Annotated in this window: 20 protein-coding genes and 1 riboswitch; of the genes, 4 read left to right on the forward strand and 16 right to left on the reverse strand. The window is 57.4% G+C overall.

Annotated elements, in window-relative coordinates:
* Positions 1-169 precede the first annotated feature (169 nt).
* From ACFO1S_RS12370 to uptA, 3 genes are read right to left on the reverse strand one after another with little or no spacing between them, the layout of a single operon-like run.
* Positions 170-796, reverse strand: a complete 627-nt coding sequence (locus tag ACFO1S_RS12370; protein ID WP_204606132.1) for an MBL fold metallo-hydrolase — start codon at positions 794-796, stop codon at positions 170-172.
* Positions 797-806: 10 nt separating this feature from the next.
* Positions 807-1373 (reverse strand): thioredoxin family protein, encoded by a 567-nt coding sequence (locus ACFO1S_RS12375; protein ID WP_204606133.1) that lies wholly within the window; start codon positions 1371-1373, stop codon positions 807-809.
* A 35-nt stretch (positions 1374-1408) separates the two neighbouring features.
* A complete protein-coding gene (gene uptA / locus ACFO1S_RS12380; protein ID WP_378126857.1) occupies positions 1409-2020 on the reverse strand; it encodes an undecaprenyl phosphate transporter UptA in 612 nt (203 codons plus the stop codon).
* Positions 2021-2191: 171 nt separating this feature from the next.
* Here uptA and ACFO1S_RS12385 point away from each other — a divergent pair, with 171 nt between their 5' ends.
* Both ACFO1S_RS12385 and ACFO1S_RS12390 read left to right on the forward strand, forming a co-directional pair.
* Positions 2192-2641, forward strand: coding sequence for a cupredoxin domain-containing protein (locus ACFO1S_RS12385; RefSeq protein ID WP_204606134.1), 450 nt, complete (start codon positions 2192-2194; stop codon positions 2639-2641).
* Between the two features lie 66 nt (positions 2642-2707).
* On the forward strand, positions 2708-3013 hold the full coding sequence (locus ACFO1S_RS12390; protein WP_204606135.1) for a dehydrogenase: 306 nt from the start codon (positions 2708-2710) through the stop codon (positions 3011-3013).
* Positions 3014-3090: 77 nt separating this feature from the next.
* Here the strand turns inward: ACFO1S_RS12390 and ACFO1S_RS12395 are convergent, their stop codons facing one another.
* The 7 genes from ACFO1S_RS12395 to yyaC all read right to left on the reverse strand — a co-directional run bounded on the left by ACFO1S_RS12395 (position 3091) and on the right by yyaC (position 9560).
* The gene (locus ACFO1S_RS12395; RefSeq protein WP_204606136.1) at positions 3091-3453 is read right to left on the reverse strand and encodes a hypothetical protein; all 363 of its coding nucleotides are present in this window, start codon (positions 3451-3453) and stop codon (positions 3091-3093) included.
* Positions 3454-3581: 128 nt separating this feature from the next.
* Positions 3582-4280, reverse strand: a complete 699-nt coding sequence (locus ACFO1S_RS12400; protein WP_204606137.1) for a PilZ domain-containing protein — start codon at positions 4278-4280, stop codon at positions 3582-3584.
* Positions 4281-4382: 102 nt separating this feature from the next.
* Positions 4383-4469, reverse strand: a riboswitch (cyclic di-GMP riboswitch).
* 88 nt (positions 4470-4557) lie between these two features.
* A complete protein-coding gene (locus ACFO1S_RS12405) occupies positions 4558-6231 on the reverse strand; it encodes a histidine kinase N-terminal 7TM domain-containing diguanylate cyclase (RefSeq protein ID WP_204606138.1) in 1674 nt (557 codons plus the stop codon).
* Positions 6232-6370: 139 nt separating this feature from the next.
* On the reverse strand, positions 6371-7558 hold the full coding sequence (locus ACFO1S_RS12410; RefSeq protein WP_378126860.1) for a class I SAM-dependent methyltransferase: 1188 nt from the start codon (positions 7556-7558) through the stop codon (positions 6371-6373).
* A complete protein-coding gene (locus tag ACFO1S_RS12415) occupies positions 7555-8217 on the reverse strand; it encodes a DUF6483 family protein (RefSeq protein ID WP_378126864.1) in 663 nt (220 codons plus the stop codon). The genes ACFO1S_RS12410 and ACFO1S_RS12415 overlap by 4 nt, the downstream gene beginning before the upstream one ends.
* Positions 8210-9022 carry an alpha/beta fold hydrolase gene (locus ACFO1S_RS12420; RefSeq protein WP_204606141.1) on the reverse strand — a complete coding sequence of 271 codons (813 nt, stop codon included), beginning with the start codon at positions 9020-9022 and terminating at the stop codon, positions 8210-8212. Before ACFO1S_RS12420 ends, ACFO1S_RS12415 begins: the two co-directional genes overlap by 8 nt.
* Positions 9015-9560: a spore protease YyaC gene (yyaC, locus tag ACFO1S_RS12425; protein ID WP_204606142.1), complete on the reverse strand. Its 546-nt coding sequence runs from the start codon at positions 9558-9560 to the stop codon at positions 9015-9017. The genes ACFO1S_RS12420 and yyaC overlap by 8 nt, the downstream gene beginning before the upstream one ends.
* Before the next feature lie 166 nt (positions 9561-9726).
* On the opposite strand from yyaC, the gene ACFO1S_RS12430 reads away from it, so the two are divergent.
* Positions 9727-9948 (forward strand): DUF1128 domain-containing protein, encoded by a 222-nt coding sequence (locus ACFO1S_RS12430; RefSeq protein WP_204606143.1) that lies wholly within the window; start codon positions 9727-9729, stop codon positions 9946-9948.
* 194 nt (positions 9949-10142) lie between these two features.
* On the opposite strand, the gene ACFO1S_RS12435 is transcribed toward ACFO1S_RS12430, so the two are convergent.
* From ACFO1S_RS12435 to ACFO1S_RS12445, 3 genes are read right to left on the reverse strand one after another with little or no spacing between them, the layout of a single operon-like run.
* The gene (locus tag ACFO1S_RS12435; protein ID WP_204606144.1) at positions 10143-11735 is read right to left on the reverse strand and encodes a UDP-glucose--hexose-1-phosphate uridylyltransferase; all 1593 of its coding nucleotides are present in this window, start codon (positions 11733-11735) and stop codon (positions 10143-10145) included.
* 15 nt (positions 11736-11750) lie between these two features.
* Complete coding sequence (gene galE / locus ACFO1S_RS12440) at positions 11751-12737, reverse strand: UDP-glucose 4-epimerase GalE (RefSeq protein ID WP_204606145.1); 987 nt, start codon at positions 12735-12737, stop codon at positions 11751-11753.
* Positions 12738-12740: 3 nt separating this feature from the next.
* A complete protein-coding gene (locus ACFO1S_RS12445; RefSeq protein WP_204606146.1) occupies positions 12741-13922 on the reverse strand; it encodes a galactokinase in 1182 nt (393 codons plus the stop codon).
* A gap of 235 nt (positions 13923-14157) precedes the next feature.
* Between ACFO1S_RS12445 and ACFO1S_RS12450 the strand changes: the two genes are divergently transcribed.
* Positions 14158-15036, forward strand: a complete 879-nt coding sequence (locus tag ACFO1S_RS12450) for an AraC family transcriptional regulator (protein ID WP_204606147.1) — start codon at positions 14158-14160, stop codon at positions 15034-15036.
* A 45-nt stretch (positions 15037-15081) separates the two neighbouring features.
* Here the strand turns inward: ACFO1S_RS12450 and ACFO1S_RS12455 are convergent, their stop codons facing one another.
* From ACFO1S_RS12455 to ACFO1S_RS12465, 3 genes are all read right to left on the reverse strand, one after another.
* The gene (locus tag ACFO1S_RS12455; protein WP_204606148.1) at positions 15082-16101 is read right to left on the reverse strand and encodes an asparaginase; all 1020 of its coding nucleotides are present in this window, start codon (positions 16099-16101) and stop codon (positions 15082-15084) included.
* Between the two features lie 106 nt (positions 16102-16207).
* Complete coding sequence (locus tag ACFO1S_RS12460) at positions 16208-17215, reverse strand: glycosyltransferase family 2 protein (RefSeq protein WP_204606149.1); 1008 nt, start codon at positions 17213-17215, stop codon at positions 16208-16210.
* 15 nt (positions 17216-17230) lie between these two features.
* Positions 17231-19027, reverse strand: coding sequence for a phospholipid carrier-dependent glycosyltransferase (locus ACFO1S_RS12465; protein ID WP_204606150.1), 1797 nt, complete (start codon positions 19025-19027; stop codon positions 17231-17233).
* Positions 19028-19054 lie beyond the last annotated feature (27 nt).

Below are 19054 nucleotides of genomic sequence, written 5' to 3' on the forward strand. Positions count from 1 at the left end.
TCTCCGGAAAATAAAAAAGAACGCACGGATAGAGGGTTACCTCCATCGCATGCGTTCTTCGCAGCGTTCGATCATAAGCCTATTGGCTTGATTAGGCTCACTATATCAAATCCAAAACTGGCTGTAAAGCCTTTTTATGACAATTTAATAGCAGTCGATCCTTCAGGCATTAGCGCACATAGGGATTTTCCCTGCGTTCCTCGCCGATCGTCGTCTCCGGTCCATGTCCCGGAAGCACCAGCACGTCGTCCGGCAGCGTGTACAGTTTCTCGCGGATGGCGCGAAGGAGCTGGTCCTGATTCCCTCCCGGCAGATCGGTTCTGCCGATCGACCGGCGAAACAGCGCGTCCCCCGCGAACAGCAGATCGCCGACCAGCAGGCTGACGCTGCCCGGAGAATGTCCCGGCGTGTGCTTCACATGAAAGGTTTGCCCGATCAGCTCCAGCTCCTGGCCGTCCGTCAGCCCATGCTCCGGCAGCCTGGTCATGACCGGCGGAGTCACTTCCGCCCAGCGCAAGGAGCCGTTCTTCGCCGGATCGGTCAGCCAATCCTTCTCGGCCGCATGGAGATAGACGGGACAATCGTATTTGCTGCGCAACGCATCTACCCCGCCGATATGATCGAAGTGCGCATGCGTGAGCAGGATCGCCTCGACCTTTAATCCGTCCAGCTTGCGCATCAACGCACCGTCAGCTGTGCCCGGATCGATAATTACGGCGCCCGTCTTCTCCGAATTCACGACTACATAAGCGTTCGTCTGCAGCGCGCCGAGCGCGAATCTTTGAAATGTCAGCATCGGAGCAGCCTCACACTCCGGACAGAATATCGCGGATTTCCTGCAAAATGACCGTTTGATAGCCCGTATCTTCCCCGTAACGGCGTCCCATCTCTTGTCTGGCAATCGCGATCTTCTCCTGATAGTCGGGCGCTTCCCGGTCCGGATTCTCGGCCTTGAACGCGTTCATGACCTCCTGGACGTACTTCGGACGCGCTCCCCACTTGCCGAGCAGGTGTCCGCCGGTATCCGTGAACAGCACCACGGGAATCGCGCGGCCGCCCATCGTCAGATGCTGATCCATCAGATCCAGATGCTCCTCCATAATGAGTACCTCCGTCGGTATGCCGGCCTTCTCCATCGCCTGGAACACGACAGGCACGTTGCGGACGACATCCCCGCACCAGTCTGCGGCGATAATCAGGCAACGCAGATCATCCCGGTTGTTCAAGGAGTCGTAGAACTCCTCCAGCTCCGCGCCGTCCCACTGGAAGCGTTGCAGCCAGGATTGGAACTGATCCTGGTTCTTGGTCATTTTCTCAATAAACTCGCGAGGGGATAGCCCCTTATTTAATTTTCCGGCGATTAATTGACTCATGTTCAAGCCCCTTTCCTATTCGCATGGTCTTTATTTTAGATGCTCTTGCCTCTTTTGCGCAAATATTGATACAGGAAAAAAACGACGAGCAGCGCAAGGGCGATCAGAATGACCGGCTGCACGTAAGGCGACGCCTTCTCGTCAATCTTCTCCCAGTTCTCGCCCAGCGAGGAGCCGAGCCAAACAAACAGAATCGACCACGGGATGGAAGCGAGCGTCGTCAGCCAGGTGAATCTCCACAGATTCATCCTCGCCATGCCGGCCGGAATGGACACCACCTGACGCATAACGGGAACGAATCGCCCCGTGAACACGATAATCGAACCGTATTTCTCGAACCATCTTTCCGCCAGGTCGATATGCTTGGCTTTCAAATGCAAATACTTGCCGAACCTGTCAACGAACGGCCTTCCCCCGTACCTGCCGATCGCATACAACAGCCATTGCTGCAGAATCGCCCCGATCGTGCCGCACAGGACGGCCACCGGGAATGAGATAATGTCCTGATAGACGAGATAACCCGCGTAACCGAGCACAATCTCGCTTGGGATGACTTCAATGGCAAGTCCGATAATAATGCCCCAATACCCCAAGCTCTCCATCCAGGTCAGAAGCTGCCCCAGCCACTCGTGCAATGTATCCATCATCGTATGTAACCCGCCTTCTCCCCCTTGATAAACCGTCTTCATTCTAGCACAATTTCACGGCTTTCTTCCAGTTATACGAACTTCCCGCAAAATCGTTGCAGGCTTGTCATGACCGGACGGGCCCCGGCATAGACTGCGATAGGTGGACAAAGTTGAAGAGGAGCGAACGTGATGAATAAAATCGTGATCCTGAACCGCAAAAAAATTCAGTTGTACGCAGTAATTGCAGCAGTAGTGATCCTTGCCGGCGCTTATATCGGCTGGCAGCAGACGAAGCCGGCCACGGCGCCGATCGGCGAGAACGCGCAGGTGTTCCATCTCGTGACCGGAGAATTCACGGCAACCTCCGACAGCGGCAAAAAGCTGGAAACGTATCTCTTCTCTCCGGGCACCGTCGTGGCCAAGAAGGGCGTACCCGTTGAGCTGAGAATTTCGGGTATCAACGGGCAATCCCATCCTTTCGTCATCGAGGGGCTTAACATCAGCGGCACTATCAACAAAGGCAAAACGACGGTCGTCCGGTTTACTCCCGAACAAGCCGGCATCTATTCTATCGTCTGTCAGACGCATGCCGATCCGAAGTCCGGAGGCCCGATGGTCGGATATCTCGTCGTTCAATAAATAAGGTGACCTCTTTCTTTTCCTGTGCATAAGGTGGGAAAAGAAAGGCAGGTGAAGCCTTTGAAGATGTTTCAGGAAAAGCATTCCTCCGCCCTGCCGACGCCTCGCAGCATCCGCAGAACGTGCTCCAACGAGCTCTATCGCACCCTCAAGAGGCTGAAGCGCCACGTTCCCGCAGCTCTCGTTCGGCAAGCCGAGGAACTTTACTACAAGCGGGTAATCGGCCATCTGATCTGGATCGCGGAAAACCGAAGCAATCGCAAGCTGCTCGCCGATTGGTGGGATCAGGAAATCTGCGGCGACATCGCCGAGCTGTGGGGCGTCGACCGGGATCGGCTGTCCAAAGCTTTTCGCGACGCCTTCGGGGGCTGATCGCCATACCGACAAAGAAGGGAAAGGCGCCGCATGCGGTGCCTTTCCCTTCTTTCAACGTCTTGTATGTCGGGAACTCAGCCAATAATCGCGAACGTCTGCACGCCCGCAGGAATGGTGCGCGTGCGGAACAGCACGCCATTGAAGTTGAATACTCTAATCGTAAACGTGGCGTTCGTCAGCGTGCGGATATTGTTGAATCGAACGACTCCGAAACGATCAAAGCTGGCCGTGCTGACCAGAACGCCGCCCCGCGAGAGGCGGGCGAAAAATCCCGTCGTATCGAACGGCACGCCGTTGTTCTGAACCCAAACGACGGTCAATCGGCTAAAGGTGGGTCCGCTAATAATCCGCCTGCTCCTGGAAGAAAGCTTGATCCGCTTCAGAACGCGGGAACGCTTCGAGTCTCCTTTGGGTGGCGGAGGATACAGGATTGCCATCCATTCATCACTCCTTTGCCGCTTTTGCTCCAGTGTATGCGGCATTCGAGCTTGACTCTCCGGACAGCTTCCCAGCGCTTCGCCCAACTTTGTGCTCGGCCGGTCTGCTGATGATCGGGCAGTGCCGGCTATGTACGTTTCTTGCCTATGCTTTGACGCGTCTTCGCGTTCTTCTGAACCTGCTGACGCAGGATCAAGGCGCGGAGCGGACGCAGCATCTCGGGTTCGAGCACGTGCATTTTGGCCCCGCAATGGAGGAGATTATCCTGACGCTCGCGCCGGACAATCTCCAGCTCGCATTCGAACGCAAATCCGATCTCCACTCTGGCCGTCAGCCTTGATTTGTTCATAAAGTGCGGGGCTTCCGGCCCGGAGAAGCTGAGCCCTGAGATGCTGATATCATGAACGGCGAGGCTGACGGAGTCTCCGAGCGGCATCTCTTCCCCCGCCGCGTTCAATATTCTCACGATCTCGGCGCTGCCCTCGATGTCGACCCGGGGATGCTCGCGCCTCTCCTTAAAGCGCTTATGCATGTCAGGCGGCTGGAGAACCGCGATCGCTCCCTCGTATTTGGCGAAGACGATCGAAGACATCGGTTGGATGCCCGCCGGGGAATACACCGTCAGCTTGACGGGCTCTCCCAGCTCGAACTGGTCAAATTCATGCAGCTCTACCTCGAACAGCTCGCCTTCCACATGGGTCATGACGCCGGTAGTAACGAAGTTTTTTCCTTCTACGACGGTTCGGCAGTGCAGCAGCACGTTTAATGGCAGCAAATCCTTTTCCAGATCGGATAATCCGGTATTGTTGTCGCCTGCTTGAGACATTTCCGCCACAACCACCTTTCGTTCTGCTTGATCCTGATACCAAAAAACAGGCACATCCCGATAGGGACAGCCTGTTTCGCCTGATTCATCCATGTAGGGACAACCGGCAGCCAGGCTGTCATCGTCCTGTGGACATTAGACCCTGTAGCTTTGCGTCCCTGCTTTTCAGCAAGTTTGCCCTTGCCTCGATCACATTGTCTGTTGCGTCGATTGTACCATATTTCGACAAGGGACGTAACTTCTTTTTTGGCCGGACAGCCCCTACCCTCCCCGTTCGTTATAGGGCCATCACGACGCGGTTGCGTCCTTCGTTCTTCGCTTTATACAGGGCGGAATCCGCGCTGGAGAACACCTCGCGCAAGTATTCCTTCGGATCGTTGAACCGCAAATCCTCGCTAGATTCGGACAGAACCCCCATGCTGATCGTCACATGAACCTTCTCCGAACCCGCATCTACGCGATTCTCCCCCACGGCCTGCATGATTTTTTCTGCAAGCAGCTCGGATTGCTCGCGATTGGTATGAGGCAAATATACCGTAAACTCCTCGCCCCCATAGCGCGCCAGAATGTCCGTCCTGCGCAGCATCGAACGAACGATGTTGGCCGTGCTGCGAATGACCTCGTCCCCGACGAGATGACCGTATTTGTCGTTGATTTGCTTAAAATGATCGATATCGAACAGGAAGATGGAGAATGGAATCTGATATCTCATATTCAGCAGCACTTCATGCTCCAGCTGCTGCATCAGGTACCGGCGGTTGAAGCATCCGGTCAGCCCATCCGTGACGGCCATTTGCTCCAGCTTCTGGTTGACCCGGAACAGCTCCTCCTGAATCGTGATCAGCTCCAGGTTCCGCTCGTGCAGCGCCTCGTTCTTGCGATTCATCTCCACGACCAGCTTGCGAAGCTCGCTGACGTCATGAAACGTAATAATGCGGCCGAGCAAGGTTTTTCGATTGTCCAGCACCGGCGAGATTTGAATCGAAATATGCCGGCCGACGGGGTCCTGCATGGAGAACTCCATTTGCATTTTCTCTTGCGGATGATTGTTGTAGCGATATAGAAACTCGTAGACCTCGCCCCTCACCTGAAGCGGAGCCAGAAATCTCTCCATCTCGAACGTTTCCCCCTGCACAACCTGCACCAGCGGAGAAGCGCCGCGGTTCACTTCGAGCACCTTGTCGTTCTCGTCCACCACGATGACGCCGGTCGTCATATGATCGATGATATCCCTTTGGGCGAGACTGAGAATGTCCAGCATGCCATAGCGATAGATGGCGATGACGAAGCAGAGATCGGACAGCAGAATGCCGAGCGCCAGCATTCCGGGGATCACGGGCAGCCATTCCGTAAGCAGCACGTTCACCATCACATCGAGCAGGCCGAATCCCGTCAGCACGAACATGCCGATTAAAGCGGTTGCAAGTTGCTTGCGCAAGTTAATGGAACTGACCGTTTTCAGCGCATGGAACATGTTCATCAGCGCCACGAACAGGTAAGCGAATTGGACGAGCACGAGCAGCCAGAACAACGGCCCGTATACCCGCTCAACGTAATTGTCCCCGACGGGGGTCATGAATAGTCCGTCGGGGTTCCACAATGCCGCCACTACGCAAAGCGCCGCAGGAACGATATAAGCGAATACTCGAAGGCCCTTCAACTGCAGCGACCTGTTCGTCAGGAAGAAGACGAAGAAAAGCCATCCCGGTCCGAGCATCCCCATAGCCACGAACGACAGGTTGATCAAAAACAATTGAACGTCGGGGAAGTCCGTAAGCTTTACCGAAAATTGCCCGAGCGGCCACAGCATCATAATAAAGTGAAAGGCCAAATAAACCTTGTGAGTCGTCGTAATTCTATTCATTGCGATGACGCAAACAAATAAGATAAAGAGCAAAATAAAGAGGGAAAAATCAATCCATTGCGTTCCCAAGGCATTCACCTTTTTCATAAAAGGGCTTTATTCAAACACGCGGTAGGACATGTTTGATTTTACCATATCGCCGCTTTTTCAGACAACCGAATATCCACCAAAAGACTTTATTTTATAAATTTACTCACTTGAAGCAAGGTCTTTAATCCTCATTTTGTTAGGACTTTGGACTCATTAATCGCGAGTTCCTTTCCATGTACGGCGAGATAGATAAAAAGTCGCGAAAGCGCTCGTACTCGGCACTCAGCGCTTCCCTGTCCGGCTTGCCGGTTTTGACCGCGCGAATGAGCAGGTTTTTGGGCGTATGCTCCAGATCGATAAACTCGAGAAGCTGCGTTCTATACCCCGCCAGCTCCAGCAAATTCGCCCGGGCGGCGTCCGTGACAAGCGCCGCGAATCGCTCCTTGAGAATGCCGTGCTTCAGCAGCGGCTCCAGCGCGGGCTGGGAAATCTGACGGAACAATTCGTGCTGGCAGCAGGGAACGGACAAAATCACGCTCGCGTCCCAGCCGACCGCTTTAAGCAATGCGGCATCCGTTGCGGTATCGCAGGCGTGCAGCGTAACGACCATATCCACCGAATCCCGCCCGTCGTAATCCGAAATATCGCCGACGGAGAACGTGAGATTGTCCCATCCCAGCTTCTCGGCCAGCTTGGCGCACGTCTCGATGACATCCCTTTTGAGGTCCAGACCAATTATTCGAACGGGAAGCTTCCGCTGAATGGCCAAGTCGTGATACAAAGCGAACGTCAGATAGGATTTGCCGCAGCCGAAGTCGACGATCGTCAGCGGCTTGCCTTGCGGCAAATCGGGGACGACATCCGCGATCATCTCGAGGAAACGATTGATTTGGCGAAACTTATCGTATTTCGCCTTAAGCACCTTGCCGTCCTCCGTCATGACGCCCAGCGAGACGAGATAAGGAACCGGAACGCCTTCCGGCAGGATATAGCGCTTGCTGCGATTGTGCGTCTGGGGCTCGGACTCCCGCTTCCCTCCGCTGGCACGGCTCATCAGCGCAAGCTCGCCCTTCTTGTTCGCCAGCACCTGAATATCCTCGTCCGAGGTTTTGATCAGCGCCTGCTTATAGCTTTGCATCGCCGTCGCAAGACGCTCCTTCAGCTCCTCCGGTCCGACGTTCTCATGATAAGCCTTGTTATCCAGCAATCGTTCGAATTGATAATGAAGCCCGTTCTTCAGCTTGACGGGCCTGACGCTCAGCTTGCGGGAGAGGGTCCCGTCCTTGCTTCGAGGAGCGCTGAAGGAAGCCTGAAGCAGACTTCCGTCCGCCGCGAGACTTTCCAGGAACCGTTCCCATTGCTCCCGAGTGATCTTTCCGTTCACGATACATTCTCCTTCATTAACGTCGCCCATTGCTTGCGGCCTTCCTCCAACTCCTCGCGCGACAGACCTCCGGCTTCCAGCGCCGTATCCTCGCTGGCGGAGAGCCTGTCGTAGAACGCCTCTCCTTCGGTCCGGGTAACGGCGTCCTCGTCCGCGAGCTCGTAAAGCGCATCCTCCGCTTCGGCCCATCTACCTTCGAATTCGTGCCACAGCCAAAGCGCCTTTTTCGTCTCGGGATCGAGCTCGTAGCGCTCCAGCGCCTTCAGCAATTCATCGACCCTGCTGCGTACGTCCCAGCCTTCGAATTCCATCCCGTGACGAATGAGATACAAGTTAAGCCGAAGAGCCTTCGCATATCTCGGCACGCTTTCTTCCGGCTGTCCGAGATCGTCCAGCAAGTCGGCCTCCTGCTGCAGGAACGCCGCTACGACGGCGACCGACTCCGCGTTCGGACTGCCCGTCACCGACAGCATCGCCAGCAAATCCTCATCGCTCAGCCCCACTGCCAGACGGGAGCGAAGCCGCAGCTCCCTGCCGAGAAATTCGTCGACCAGATCAAGCGCCTCCTGCTGCTTCTGCTGCTCTCTCAGCCTCATCGCCTTGCCCAGAACAAGCCCGGCTTGCGTCAGCAGCCGAATCAGATAGTCCCGTTCAAACATCCTTCCCACCCCGGTCCCCCTTCAGGAATGCGCCCAAGCTGTCGACCAGAGCGGCTGCATCCTCCAGCATGCTCATATGGCCGACAGCCTCCAGCGTGACGGCCGTCACGTTCGGCCCCGCAACGGGAAACCGTTTCTCGGGAGCAATGACCTCGTCCGATTGCCCTGCCAGGAGAAGGACCGGCACTTCCAGCTTCTCCAGAACCGACACCCGGTCGGGTCTTGCCCGCATGCCAAGCGCGCAGCCCGCCGCTCCCTCTGCCGACGTTCCGTAGCCGATCCGCTTCGCTTGCTCAACCCATTCCGGACGGTTCTCCCGATTGGCGGGAGCGAACAGCTTCGGAACAAGCCCGTCCACAAAAGCGACGACGCCCTGCTCTCTTATCGTATCGACCGCCTTCAGGCGATTGTCCTTCGCTTGCTCGGTATCTCCGTAAGCCGTCGAGTGCACCAGCCCGAGCGATTGGAGCCGTGCCGGATATTTCTCCGCGAACGCCAAAGCGACATAGCCGCCGAGAGAATGGCCGAATATCGTCGCGCGCTCAATGTCCAGCGCATCCAGCAACGCCGCGACATCGTCCGCTAATCGCTCCATGTCATACTCCGTTTCGCTGCCCGCCGAAGAGGATTCCCCGTGGCCTCTCAAATCAGGAGCGATCACGCGGCCATAGGGTGCAAGAGAAGGAATGACGCTCTCCCAATAAAGCCGACTCCCGCAAAAGCCGTGAAGCAGCACGATCGGCTCCCCGTTCCCTTCTTCCTCGTAAGCGGCGACAATTCCCGTTGACAGCTGTATTTTATTCATCTTCGTTCATCCTCTCCTCGTTTGTCGGATTCATCGCGCCAATGATGGCGTTCGCGATCTCCCTGGCCATCTCCATGACCTGGTAAAGAGATGTCGATTGCAGCGTCCAGTAAGGCTTTAAACTATTGGCATTCACGATGCCGGCGATGCTGTAGGCTCCTACCGGACCGAAGGAACGATTCACCGAGCGGGCGGGCACGAGCGGTCCTCGCCTGACGAGGAAGGTCCCGATATTCTCCGCGCGTCCGAGACAAGCGTCGATTGCGACGACAACGGCTTTCTCCGGCAGCTCGCGCACAATCTTGGCAAGCGTGTTGGCATCGCAAGGATTTCTCAAGGTGCCGATCACGCCATCAAGCCCCCGCTCCTCTAGCAAGGTGCCGACCCAGGGCCCCAGGCTGTCTCCCGTGGAACGGTCCGTACCGATGCACAGGAACAGAAGCTGCTCCCCGGCATGGCTGGAGACAATGTCCTTCAGGAAAGTCAGAAGCTCCCGACTGTCAACCCGCTCGGCCTCCGTCGGCTTCAGGTCGATCATCCGGCTCCCCCCCTGTCTATGTATCTATTTCCGGCTGTTTCCTCAAGGTTAACATTCCGGCAAGCGAAATGCCAATTCGGCTAAGCCCTGCTTCAATACGAGCGTAATGGGAGCCGCTATGGTACAATAACCCCATCCCTTATGACGCAGGAGAGGAAGAAGCCGAATGGACTTGAATCAACCGACGCAACAAAACGTGGAGTATATGATTGAAACCATCAAAACCAAGCTCCGCATGGCTACCGGCTCGGCCATGCAGGCTTCGAGCTTTACGGTCGATAAATACGAGGATCTGAAGGATATTTACGACATGGTCAATTCCAAGGAGCGCTTCAGCATCAGCGAAGTGGAGGCTTTGGTATCCGAGCTCGGCAAGCTTAGAGGCTGACGGCCAAGTAAAAACGGCTCTTACGCCCTTGACTTGGCGGCGGGCGTTTTGTATCGGGCTATCAGATAAGGATAAGGAGATCTAGACCTTTTATTATCTGATCGTTCAAGCAATGCAAATGGAGGTGCAGATTAAACTCTGCACCTCCATTTGCATTTGAAGACCGCAATAGCAATGGCCTGCGGCCATCCCATCTACTTTGAAGCGAAGGACGAAAGGAACCGATCGAACGCCGCCCGTCCCGCGTCGTCCGCCTTGTACACTCCGGCGTCCCGCAGCACGGCGTAGAACTTATCTCCGACCTCCGCCTGCAGCAGCAAGCGCACGGATTCGTCGGGACCGTCCGTTCCATACAGATCGACTAAAGCGGCAATCCAGTCCGCGTGCTTGTTCAGCGGATGCTCCGCCGCCGTCAGCGCAGCTTCGTCGTAAGCGGCGCGTCCCGCGAGAATGTCGGCGATCTGCTCCAGCTCGGTCTGCAGCCGGCCCGGAAGCACGGCCAGCCCCATCACCTCGATCAAGCCGATATTTTCCTTCTTGATATGATGAAGCTCGCGGTGCGGGTGGAAGATGCCGTCCGGATGCTCGGCGCTCGTCCGGTTGTTGCGAAGGACGAGGTCCAGCTCGTAGCCGCCGTCCTTCTTAAGCCTGGCGATCGGAGTGATCGTATTATGCTCAATCCGTTCGCCCTCCTTCTCGCTGAAGGCGAGCAGATCAGCCGCAGGATCGCTGTATCCCCGCCACTTGGCCAGGATCTCGGAAGCCGCGCCCAAGATGGCTTCCTTGCTTGCGGATTGCAGACGCAAGACGGACATCGGCCATTGAACGATACCCGCGGAGACCTCCGGCTGCGCGTCGCAGCGTCTCCAATCGGCGACGGGAGCGGTTTCCATCGGGAAGACGTGGCGTCCTGCCTGAAAATGGTCATGATTCAGAATCGAACCGCCCACAATCGGCAGATCGGCGTTCGAGCCGATAAAATAATGCGGATACTGCTCGACGAAATCCAGCAGCCGGACGAAGGTGTCCGGAGTGATCTTCATCGGAATATGCTCGCCACGGAACACGATGCTGTGTTCGTTGTAATAGACGTAGGGAGAATACTGGAAGTACCATACCTCTCCCTTCAACGGCACGGGCAGTATCCGCAGATTCTGCCTCGCCGGATGATCGGGACGCCCGGCGTAACCGACGTTCTCCTTGCATAGCAGGCATTTGGGATAATTCGACTGCGGCAGCGTCTTGAGCAGCGCGATCTCTCTCGGATCCTTCTCCGGCTTGGACAGATTAACCGTAATCTCCAACTCGCCGTCCGGCGTACGATGCTTCCAATAGCCGTTTTTCTGGATGCGATCCATACGAATGTAGTTGGAATCTATATTCAATTGATAAAACCAATCGGTAGCGCTCGCGATGCCCCGTTCCTCTGCCAGTTGGAAAAAGCGGCGATACGTGTCCGAGGGCCGAGGCATCAGCATCCCCATAATCCGGGCGTCGAACAAGTCCCGATAGGTCAACGTATCATCCGGAACAAGTCCCTTCGATACGGCGGCATCCAGCAGCGGCTCCAGCAACGGCACCGGGCTTTCGGGCAGCCCCTCCCGGTCGTCCGGCTGTTCATTCGCGGGCTCCTTCAGCCCGTATAGATCCAACAGCCGATTGCGAGCGTCGTCCACATCCAGCCCTTCGATCATGCCTTGACGAAGCGCGAAGAGCAGCAGCCTCTCTATCGCCAGCGCAAGCGATTCCTCGGCAGCCTGCGCTTGGATTGTTGTCGTTTCATTCATGCGGCAAGCCTCCCCTTACTTCTCGTAACCGTTCGGGTTGGCGCGATGCCACTCCCAAGCGCTCTTGACGATGTCCTCCAGCTTCTCCCGCTTGGGAGCCCAGCCCAATTCCTTGCGGGCGCGTTCCGAGGAAGCGATCAGCACGGCCGGGTCTCCCGCTCTGCGCGCCTCGATCTTGGCCGGAATCGGATGTCCCGTGACTTCCCGGGAAACGTCGATTACCTGCTTTACGGAATAGCCGTTGCCGCTGCCCAGATTGTAAATGCCGCTGTCGCCCCCTTGGCGAAGCCGCTCCAGAGCCAGAATGTGAGCGTCCGCCAGATCACTGACATGGATATAATCGCGAATGCAAGTGCCGTCCTCGGTGCCGTAATCGTCGCCGAATACCGAGATGAACTCCCGTTGACCGAGAGCGACCTGCAGCACGAGCGGAACCAGGTGCGTTTCCGGGCTGTGATCCTCCCCGATTTTGCCCGACTCATGGGCTCCGGCCGCATTGAAATATCGCAGCGAGACGTATTTGATGCCGTGGGCAACATCGAACCAGCCGATCATCTTCTCCATGGACAGCTTCGTTTCGCCGTATGCATTCGTAGGCACGGTGCGGTCGTATTCGTCGATCGGCACCCGTTCCGGTTCGCCATAGGTCGCCGCCGTCGAAGAGAATACGATGCGCGACACTCCCGCCTTCTGCATCTGCTCCAGCAGGCAGAGCGTGCCGTACACGTTGTTGTGATAATATTTACCCGGGTCCTTCATGCTTTCCCCGACCAGGGAGTTGGCCGCGAAATGGATGACGCCGTCAATGTCGTTCTCGCGGAATACGCCGGCCAGAAACTCCGCATCGCGCAGATCGCCCTCATACAGCTTGCCTCCGAGCACCGAGGCCCGATGGCCTTGATACAGATTGTCGACCACAACGACCTGCTCTCCCTTTTCAAGCAACGCCGCAACCGCATGCGAGCCGATATAGCCCGCTCCGCCCGTAACAAGTACCGCCATAGGTTACGCCTCCCCCTTCAATTCCCCTACGCCGTTGCCAATATCGCACACGTAGAACTCCGCCTTAAGCCCCGTCGCCGCTTCGTACTTGTCGCCTACGTCGACGATGAAGCGCTCCACGGAATCCTGATGCACGAGCGATACGGTGCACCCGCCGAAGCCGGCTCCCGTCATGCGCGAGCCGAGCACGCCCGGCACGGAGCGCGCGGCGTCAACCATCGCGTCAAGCTCCGCTCCCGTCACCTCGTACAAATCGCGCAGCGAGTCGTGGGAGGCGTTCATCAGCTGGCCGAAGGCGGCCAGATCGTTGTTCTTCAGCACCTCGATCGAGCGCTCGACGCGGTCGATCTCCTCGACGACATGGCGCGCGCGACTACGGACCGTCTCGTCCGAGATAAGCTGCTCATTGGCTTCGAACTGCTGCAGCGTTAATTGGCCGAGCAGCGTCAGCTCGGGAAACGCCGCTTGAAGCTCGCGCACCGCTTGATCGCATTGGGCGCGGCGTTCGTTATATTTGGAATCCACCAATCCGCGGCGCTTGTTCGTATTGCCGATGACCAGCTTGTACTCCCCGGAGCGGAACGGCACAAGCTCGTATTTCAGCGTATCGCAATCGAGATGAATGGCATGGTCCTTGCGTCCGTTGGCAACGGCGAACTGATCCATGATTCCGCATTTTACGCCGATGAATTCGTTCTCCGCATGCTGGGACCAGAGCGCGATCTTCACCGTATCCGTCGGCTTTCCTTCGAGCGTCAACAGCGCGTAAGCCGTCACGACCTCGATGGAAGCGGAAGAGGACAAGCCCGCTCCGTTCGGGATTTCCCCGTGGAAGAGGAGATTATATCCCCGGCTCAGTTCGATTCCTTGCTGCTTAAGCTCCCACACGATCCCCTTCGGATAGTTCGCCCAGTCGTCCTCTTCGGCGAACGAGACGCCGTCGAGCGGAATTTCTTTCGTCGCGGGAAAATTCGTCGAAGCGAAGCCGAGCTTGCGGTCCGCCCTCGGCGCAATAATCAGCGTCGTGCCGAAAGTAAGCGCGGCGGGAAATACCGCTCCGCCGTTGTAGTCCGTATGCTCGCCGATCAGGTTAACCCTTCCCGGCGCCTGGAAAGCCGACAGATCGGCTTCATTCCCTCCGAACTGCTCGATAAACCGCTGCTTCAACTGTGCAAGCTGTGCCATATGAAGTTCATCTCCCTTTGGATTGCTTCGTAGTTGATCCCATTATAACGAATACCGCTCAAGCTAAGAAATGGCATGAAGTGCTTAGGACATGGAGAAATGTGACTATAGAGAGGATGAGCTGCGAGGCTTCGTGCTATAATCAAGTCAAAGCCGCTTAACGATCAATAGGCCGCAAAGCCAATCGTATTGCGCGCGACTCGATCACAATTCCCGAATGCAGGAGGCCCCGTCCATGGGCGTTGCCGCAACATACCGCATCGTCTCCAACCCTGTCGTCGGCGATCAGAACAGCAGGCTTAAGGTGCTGTTCGCGGGAGAAAGCCAAACAAACCCTCTCCATCGTATAGGGCCGAAGGTTGTCAATTACTACTTGCTGCATCATATTCTGTCCGGACGAGGGCGGTTTCGCATGGGCGAAACCGATGCGGAGCTGGGCCAAGGCGACAGCTTCCTTATCTGTCCCGGCCAGCTGTTTCATTACGTCTCCGATGAGAATGCGCCTTGGCGTTACCGGTGGGTCGCCTTCACCGGCACGGGCTCGGACGAGCTAGTCAGAGAGGCGGGGCTTCGTCTGGAGAGCCCCGTCGCGCACACAGGGCGGAGCGCGGTTCCCGGCGATAGCTGCCGGGCCGTCTTCGAAGCTTTGCGGGAGCGGTCCGCCTCGGCCTCCCTCGCTGCCAGCGGCCACCTGCACCTGCTGCTTGCGAGCTTGCGCGAAGCGGCGGCGGGCGGGACTCCGGCTCCGTCCCGCCCGGATACGCACAGCGAGGAGCTGGCCCGGCAAGTCATCGGCTATTTGTCTACGCAATACGCCGAGCCGATCACCATCGAAGGCATGGCGGAAACCCTCGGATACAACCGCGCGTATTTGTCGCGAATGTTCAAACAGCACGCGGGCGTTTCTCCGGCGACTTTCCTTGCGAAGCTGCGCGTCGATCGGGGGAGACTTCTGCTTCGGGAGCGTCCCGAGCTTACCGTGGAGCAGGTCGCCTCATCGGTCGGATTCCAGGATGCCCTCTATTTCTCCAAGCAATTCCGCCGCTGGTACGGACAATCGCCCACGGCTTATCGAATGACCGTGGGCGACGCTTTGAATCCTATGAACACCTGAGAGCGGGACAGCCGCTCCGGCTGCTGCCGCCGGATGCCGATGCGCCTACAATTCAAACACAGTCTCCCACGAGCCCGCCGCCTCCAGCGCATCGTTGCGGAATTCGCGGGGAAACGCCTGCTCCAGGCTGCGCCGCGTCTTGTCCGAAATCCCCCCGAGCCGCTCCAGCAACGCCTTGACGATATGCGGCCAGGCGACTTCCGACCCGTCCGATACCGCCAGAGCTACCCCAAGCCGTTCCTTGCGCAAGCCGAAGGCGAATACGCCGTGGGCTCCGCTCTTGGCGACGACATTCTCGTCCTGAAGCAGCAGGCTGGCAAGCCTGCCCCGGCCTTCGACCAGGTCGGGGCAGGCGTTCATCGCCGCCGCCATTCGGCCCGCCGCTGCCGCGGAGAGGCGATCCTCTGCGAGCTTGGGAGCGGCCAGCCGGCCATACGCGAGAGCCAGGCTGCTTAGCGGCATCGCTGCAACCGGAAAGCCGCAGCCGTCCTTGCCGAGAGTAACGGACTCATTGTCCGCTTGAGACCACAGCTTGATTCTGCGAACGATTTCCCGCTGCGCCGGATGCTCGGCATGGATGTAGCCTTCAAGCGGCCAGCCCTTCAGCTTGCTCCAGGCCAATACGCCGAGGTGCTTTCCCGCGCAGGTGTGAAGCAGCTTGCGCGGCTTGCCTCCCGAGGCGATCCACTCGTCCCTAGAGCGCCTTCCGACCGGCAGAGTCGGCTGAACTGCAAGCAGGTCCTCATTCAGTCCCGTAAGCCTCAGAATTTCCTCCAGCGTCTCGATCTGCTCCCGGCTTCCGCGATGGGAAGCGGCCAGCAGCGCCAGATGGCGGGTCTCGAAGCCATAGGCCTCGGCCATACCGTCGAGCAAGGACGCAATAGCCTGAATCGGCTTGGCCGTGGAACGCACATAAGCCGGAGCTGCCGCATCGCCGCAGGCATAGAGCGACTTTCCGTCTTCCGCCGATACGACGCTTATCCTTCCCCTGTGCTCGTTCTCCGCCTTCCCGCCCCTGCGCATCAGCGCGAGCGGGATGTCTGCCGGCATCGCGTTAGCCACCATTATCGTTTAGCTCCTTCTACGTTCGCATGTTGTAAGCCGTCGCTTCGAGCAACCCCGCAGAGGGAATCCTCCCTGCGAACAGGCAAGCGGCCGGAAGACCGGCCGCTCAGTTCTTGTCGGTGCCTGCGGCGACCCGCTCCCGCTCCTGTACGCGCTCGCGGGAAGCGTCCCGGCTCTCCTGAAAATTCACCGCATCCGAAACCAGATACAACGGCCTCCCCTTAGCTTCTTCATACGTTCGCCCGATATACTCCCCCAACACGCCCAGAAGAGACAGCGTAATTCCGTGGAAGAGCAAGCTGATCGCAATCATAGAGGTCCAGCCTTGCATGGTCGTATCGGTGAACAGCCGCTGATAGAGCACGACGAACAGATAGACGAAGCCGACCGCCGACAGCACGAATCCGAGAACGCTGGCGATCTTGAGCGGTTTCGTCGAGAAGGAGGTCATCGCGTCCAGCGACAGGCGAACCATTTTGCGAAGCGGATATTTCGTCTCCCCCGCGAAGCGCTCGTCCCTGACGTAATCGACCGAGGTCTGCTTGAACCCCGCCCAGCTGACCATTCCGCGAATGAACCGGCTGCGCTCGCGCATCGAAGTCAGCGCGTCGCACACCTTGCGGTCCATCAGACGGAAGTCTCCCGTATCTACGGGAATGTTAACCGATGTCATCGAACGCAGCAGTCTGTAGAACGCCGCCGCCGTCATTTTCTTGAACCAGGACTCTCCCTTGCGTTCGATCCGCTTCCCGTACACCACGTCATACCCTTGCCGCCACTTGGCCACCATATCGGCGATAAGCTCCGGAGGGTCCTGAAGATCCGCATCGATTAGCACGACCGTTCGTCCGCCGGCATGGTCCATGCCCGCCGTCACCGCGATTTGATGACCGAAATTGCGGGAGAACTCCACCAGCTTCACGCTCTCGTCCGCGGCGCACAGCCCCCTCACGATGTCCGAGGTTTTGTCCCGGCTGCCGTCGTTCACGAACACGATCTCGTAGGTCTCCCCAAGCTTGTCCAATACCGCCTTCAAGCGGCGGTAGGTAACTTCAATGACTTCTTCCTCGTTGTACATCGGTACGACGACGGAAAGAAAACAACCCTTCTGCACGATTGAAACTCCCTTCTAGAAGCCCCAGCTAGGCAGCCAGCGGATGGCGATATTCATCCATTCGCGGCTGATGGTTATCCCGGTGTAGATCGGATAGAACCAGATGAACAAGCCCGCTGCGACAATTCCGAACGCCAGCGTAATGCGGCGTCCCTTATAGCTCCGTTCCTCGAACCAGCGAAGCATCCATACGATCGAAAGAATGAGAAGCGGCACCATCGGAAAATAGTGATAGAGGAACGTGACGCTTCTTGGCGCCACCATCCACGGCACATAGAAGGACAGATAGGCGACGGCAAGCGTCAGCACGACCCGATCTCTTCTGCGCCAGCCCAGCCACCAGGAAGCCAGCAGAGCCGCCAGCCCGCCCCACCATATGAGCGGATTGCCGATCGCCGCGATGCTTTGCGCTTCCCCTTGCTCCAGATCCTTGCCTCCGTAGTACCAGACCGGCCTCAGCATGAGCGGCCACGTATACCATTTGGAGCCGTAAGGGTGCTCTTCCTTCACGCCCTTATGATAGTCGTACATGTTTTTCTGGTATTGCCACACATCCTTGTAGCTATCCTCCGCTTTCGTCGACGCGATAAAAGGCTCATACGTCGCCGTGTATACGACCGCCGGGACGGCTACGAATAATATAATGCAGGACATTAGCGTCAGAACGATGCGCTTGGCGGTGTCGAAGTCTCCGGCCATTCGCCCTTCCCGCCATCTGCGAAGCAGCGCGAACGCCAGCAAAATCGCGAGTCCCGCTCCTCCGTAGAGGTAGTTCCACTTTACCGCTGCGGCCGCCCCGAAGAACAAGCCGCTAAGCGCCAGATAGCCGAAGCTTCGCCTGAACCCTCCGTTGCGCCACTGCATCTCTCCGTAGCGATACATCGCATAGAACATAATGATCGTGAAGGTGACTCCCGTAATGTCCACATTCGCCGAGCGGGAATGCACGAGATGGAAGCCTTCAAGAATAAGCAACAGCGTCGCCAGGAAAGCATATCTCGTTCTCATGAACATACCCTTGGCCACGGCGTAGAACACCGATACCATCAGCGTGCCGACCACGCCCGCCATGAAGCGCCAGCCGTACGGGGTCATGTCGAACATCCGGACGCCGAGCTCCAGCACGATCTTGCCCAGCGGAGGATGAGTGTTCTCGTAAGGCTCCATCCGTTCTACGAACTCATAAGCGGTACGCCCGTGGTAGATCTCGTCGAAATACATCCCGTTGCGGTAATCGGGGCGATACGGCGCCAGCTCCTGCTCGTCGAACGCTTCCGCTCCGCTTCCGATCGAGGCGGCCGAGTTGGCGCTGCCGGCTTCGAGATTCATGACCGGAATCGGATTCGATTGTATTCCCTTCGTAAAAAACGCCGCCTCGTACAAGCGGTAACCCGGACGTACCGTGGTGAACCGCATATACCGCGCCTCTACCGTTTTATCTTCGGATTTCCATGTAAATACGCGATTGGTCTTATGCTCGACCTCTGCATAGGATTCCCAAGTTTGGCCGTCTTTCGACGCCTCGATCTTAGTTTCTCCCTTCGCTCCGGGTCCCTCGTACAGATTAAGCCGGTCAACCTGCCTCAGCTCGCCGAAATCGACGGTAAAGTGATCCCCCGCCTTGTCCGGCATCCAATACGTTTGCGGCGCTGTCCGGTTGCCGAGATCCGTAAACGTCAGGATGGCCGAAACCGCCGTCAACAGAATCACCCATACGATATCTAACGGTGTCCACCGTCGATCTTCCCGACTGTGCCGGGACGCATTTCCCCACTGCAGCGGAGCCGATCGAGTGGTCTCATGATAGTCCATGTCCGTCCTCACTTTCGCCTCGTTGTC

Origin of the sequence: Cohnella boryungensis (assembly GCF_042651945.1) — a bacterium.
Classification (GTDB): domain Bacteria; phylum Bacillota; class Bacilli; order Paenibacillales; family Paenibacillaceae; genus Cohnella; species Cohnella boryungensis.

Coding starts and splice junctions, on each gene's coding strand:
- ACFO1S_RS12390 (WP_204606135.1), top strand. CDS start 2,708: ATGTTTCAGGAAAAGCATTCCTCCGCCCTGCCGACGCCTCGCAGCATC.
- ACFO1S_RS12415 (WP_378126864.1), bottom strand. CDS start 8,217: ATGTTTGAACGGGACTATCTGATTCGGCTGCTGACGCAAGCCGGGCTT.
- galE (WP_204606145.1), bottom strand. CDS start 12,737: ATGGCGGTACTTGTTACGGGCGGAGCGGGCTATATCGGCTCGCATGCG.
- ACFO1S_RS12375 (WP_204606133.1), bottom strand. CDS start 1,373: ATGAGTCAATTAATCGCCGGAAAATTAAATAAGGGGCTATCCCCTCGC.
- ACFO1S_RS12435 (WP_204606144.1), bottom strand. CDS start 11,735: ATGAATGAAACGACAACAATCCAAGCGCAGGCTGCCGAGGAATCGCTT.
- ACFO1S_RS12385 (WP_204606134.1), top strand. CDS start 2,192: ATGAATAAAATCGTGATCCTGAACCGCAAAAAAATTCAGTTGTACGCA.
- ACFO1S_RS12455 (WP_204606148.1), bottom strand. CDS start 16,101: ATGGTGGCTAACGCGATGCCGGCAGACATCCCGCTCGCGCTGATGCGC.
- yyaC (WP_204606142.1), bottom strand. CDS start 9,560: ATGATCGACCTGAAGCCGACGGAGGCCGAGCGGGTTGACAGTCGGGAG.
- uptA (WP_378126857.1), bottom strand. CDS start 2,020: ATGATGGATACATTGCACGAGTGGCTGGGGCAGCTTCTGACCTGGATG.
- ACFO1S_RS12405 (WP_204606138.1), bottom strand. CDS start 6,231: ATGAAAAAGGTGAATGCCTTGGGAACGCAATGGATTGATTTTTCCCTC.
- ACFO1S_RS12370 (WP_204606132.1), bottom strand. CDS start 796: ATGCTGACATTTCAAAGATTCGCGCTCGGCGCGCTGCAGACGAACGCT.
- ACFO1S_RS12450 (WP_204606147.1), top strand. CDS start 14,158: ATGGGCGTTGCCGCAACATACCGCATCGTCTCCAACCCTGTCGTCGGC.
- ACFO1S_RS12420 (WP_204606141.1), bottom strand. CDS start 9,022: ATGAATAAAATACAGCTGTCAACGGGAATTGTCGCCGCTTACGAGGAA.
- ACFO1S_RS12445 (WP_204606146.1), bottom strand. CDS start 13,922: ATGGCACAGCTTGCACAGTTGAAGCAGCGGTTTATCGAGCAGTTCGGA.
- ACFO1S_RS12465 (WP_204606150.1), bottom strand. CDS start 19,027: ATGGACTATCATGAGACCACTCGATCGGCTCCGCTGCAGTGGGGAAAT.
- ACFO1S_RS12430 (WP_204606143.1), top strand. CDS start 9,727: ATGGACTTGAATCAACCGACGCAACAAAACGTGGAGTATATGATTGAA.
- ACFO1S_RS12395 (WP_204606136.1), bottom strand. CDS start 3,453: ATGGCAATCCTGTATCCTCCGCCACCCAAAGGAGACTCGAAGCGTTCC.
- ACFO1S_RS12400 (WP_204606137.1), bottom strand. CDS start 4,280: ATGTCTCAAGCAGGCGACAACAATACCGGATTATCCGATCTGGAAAAG.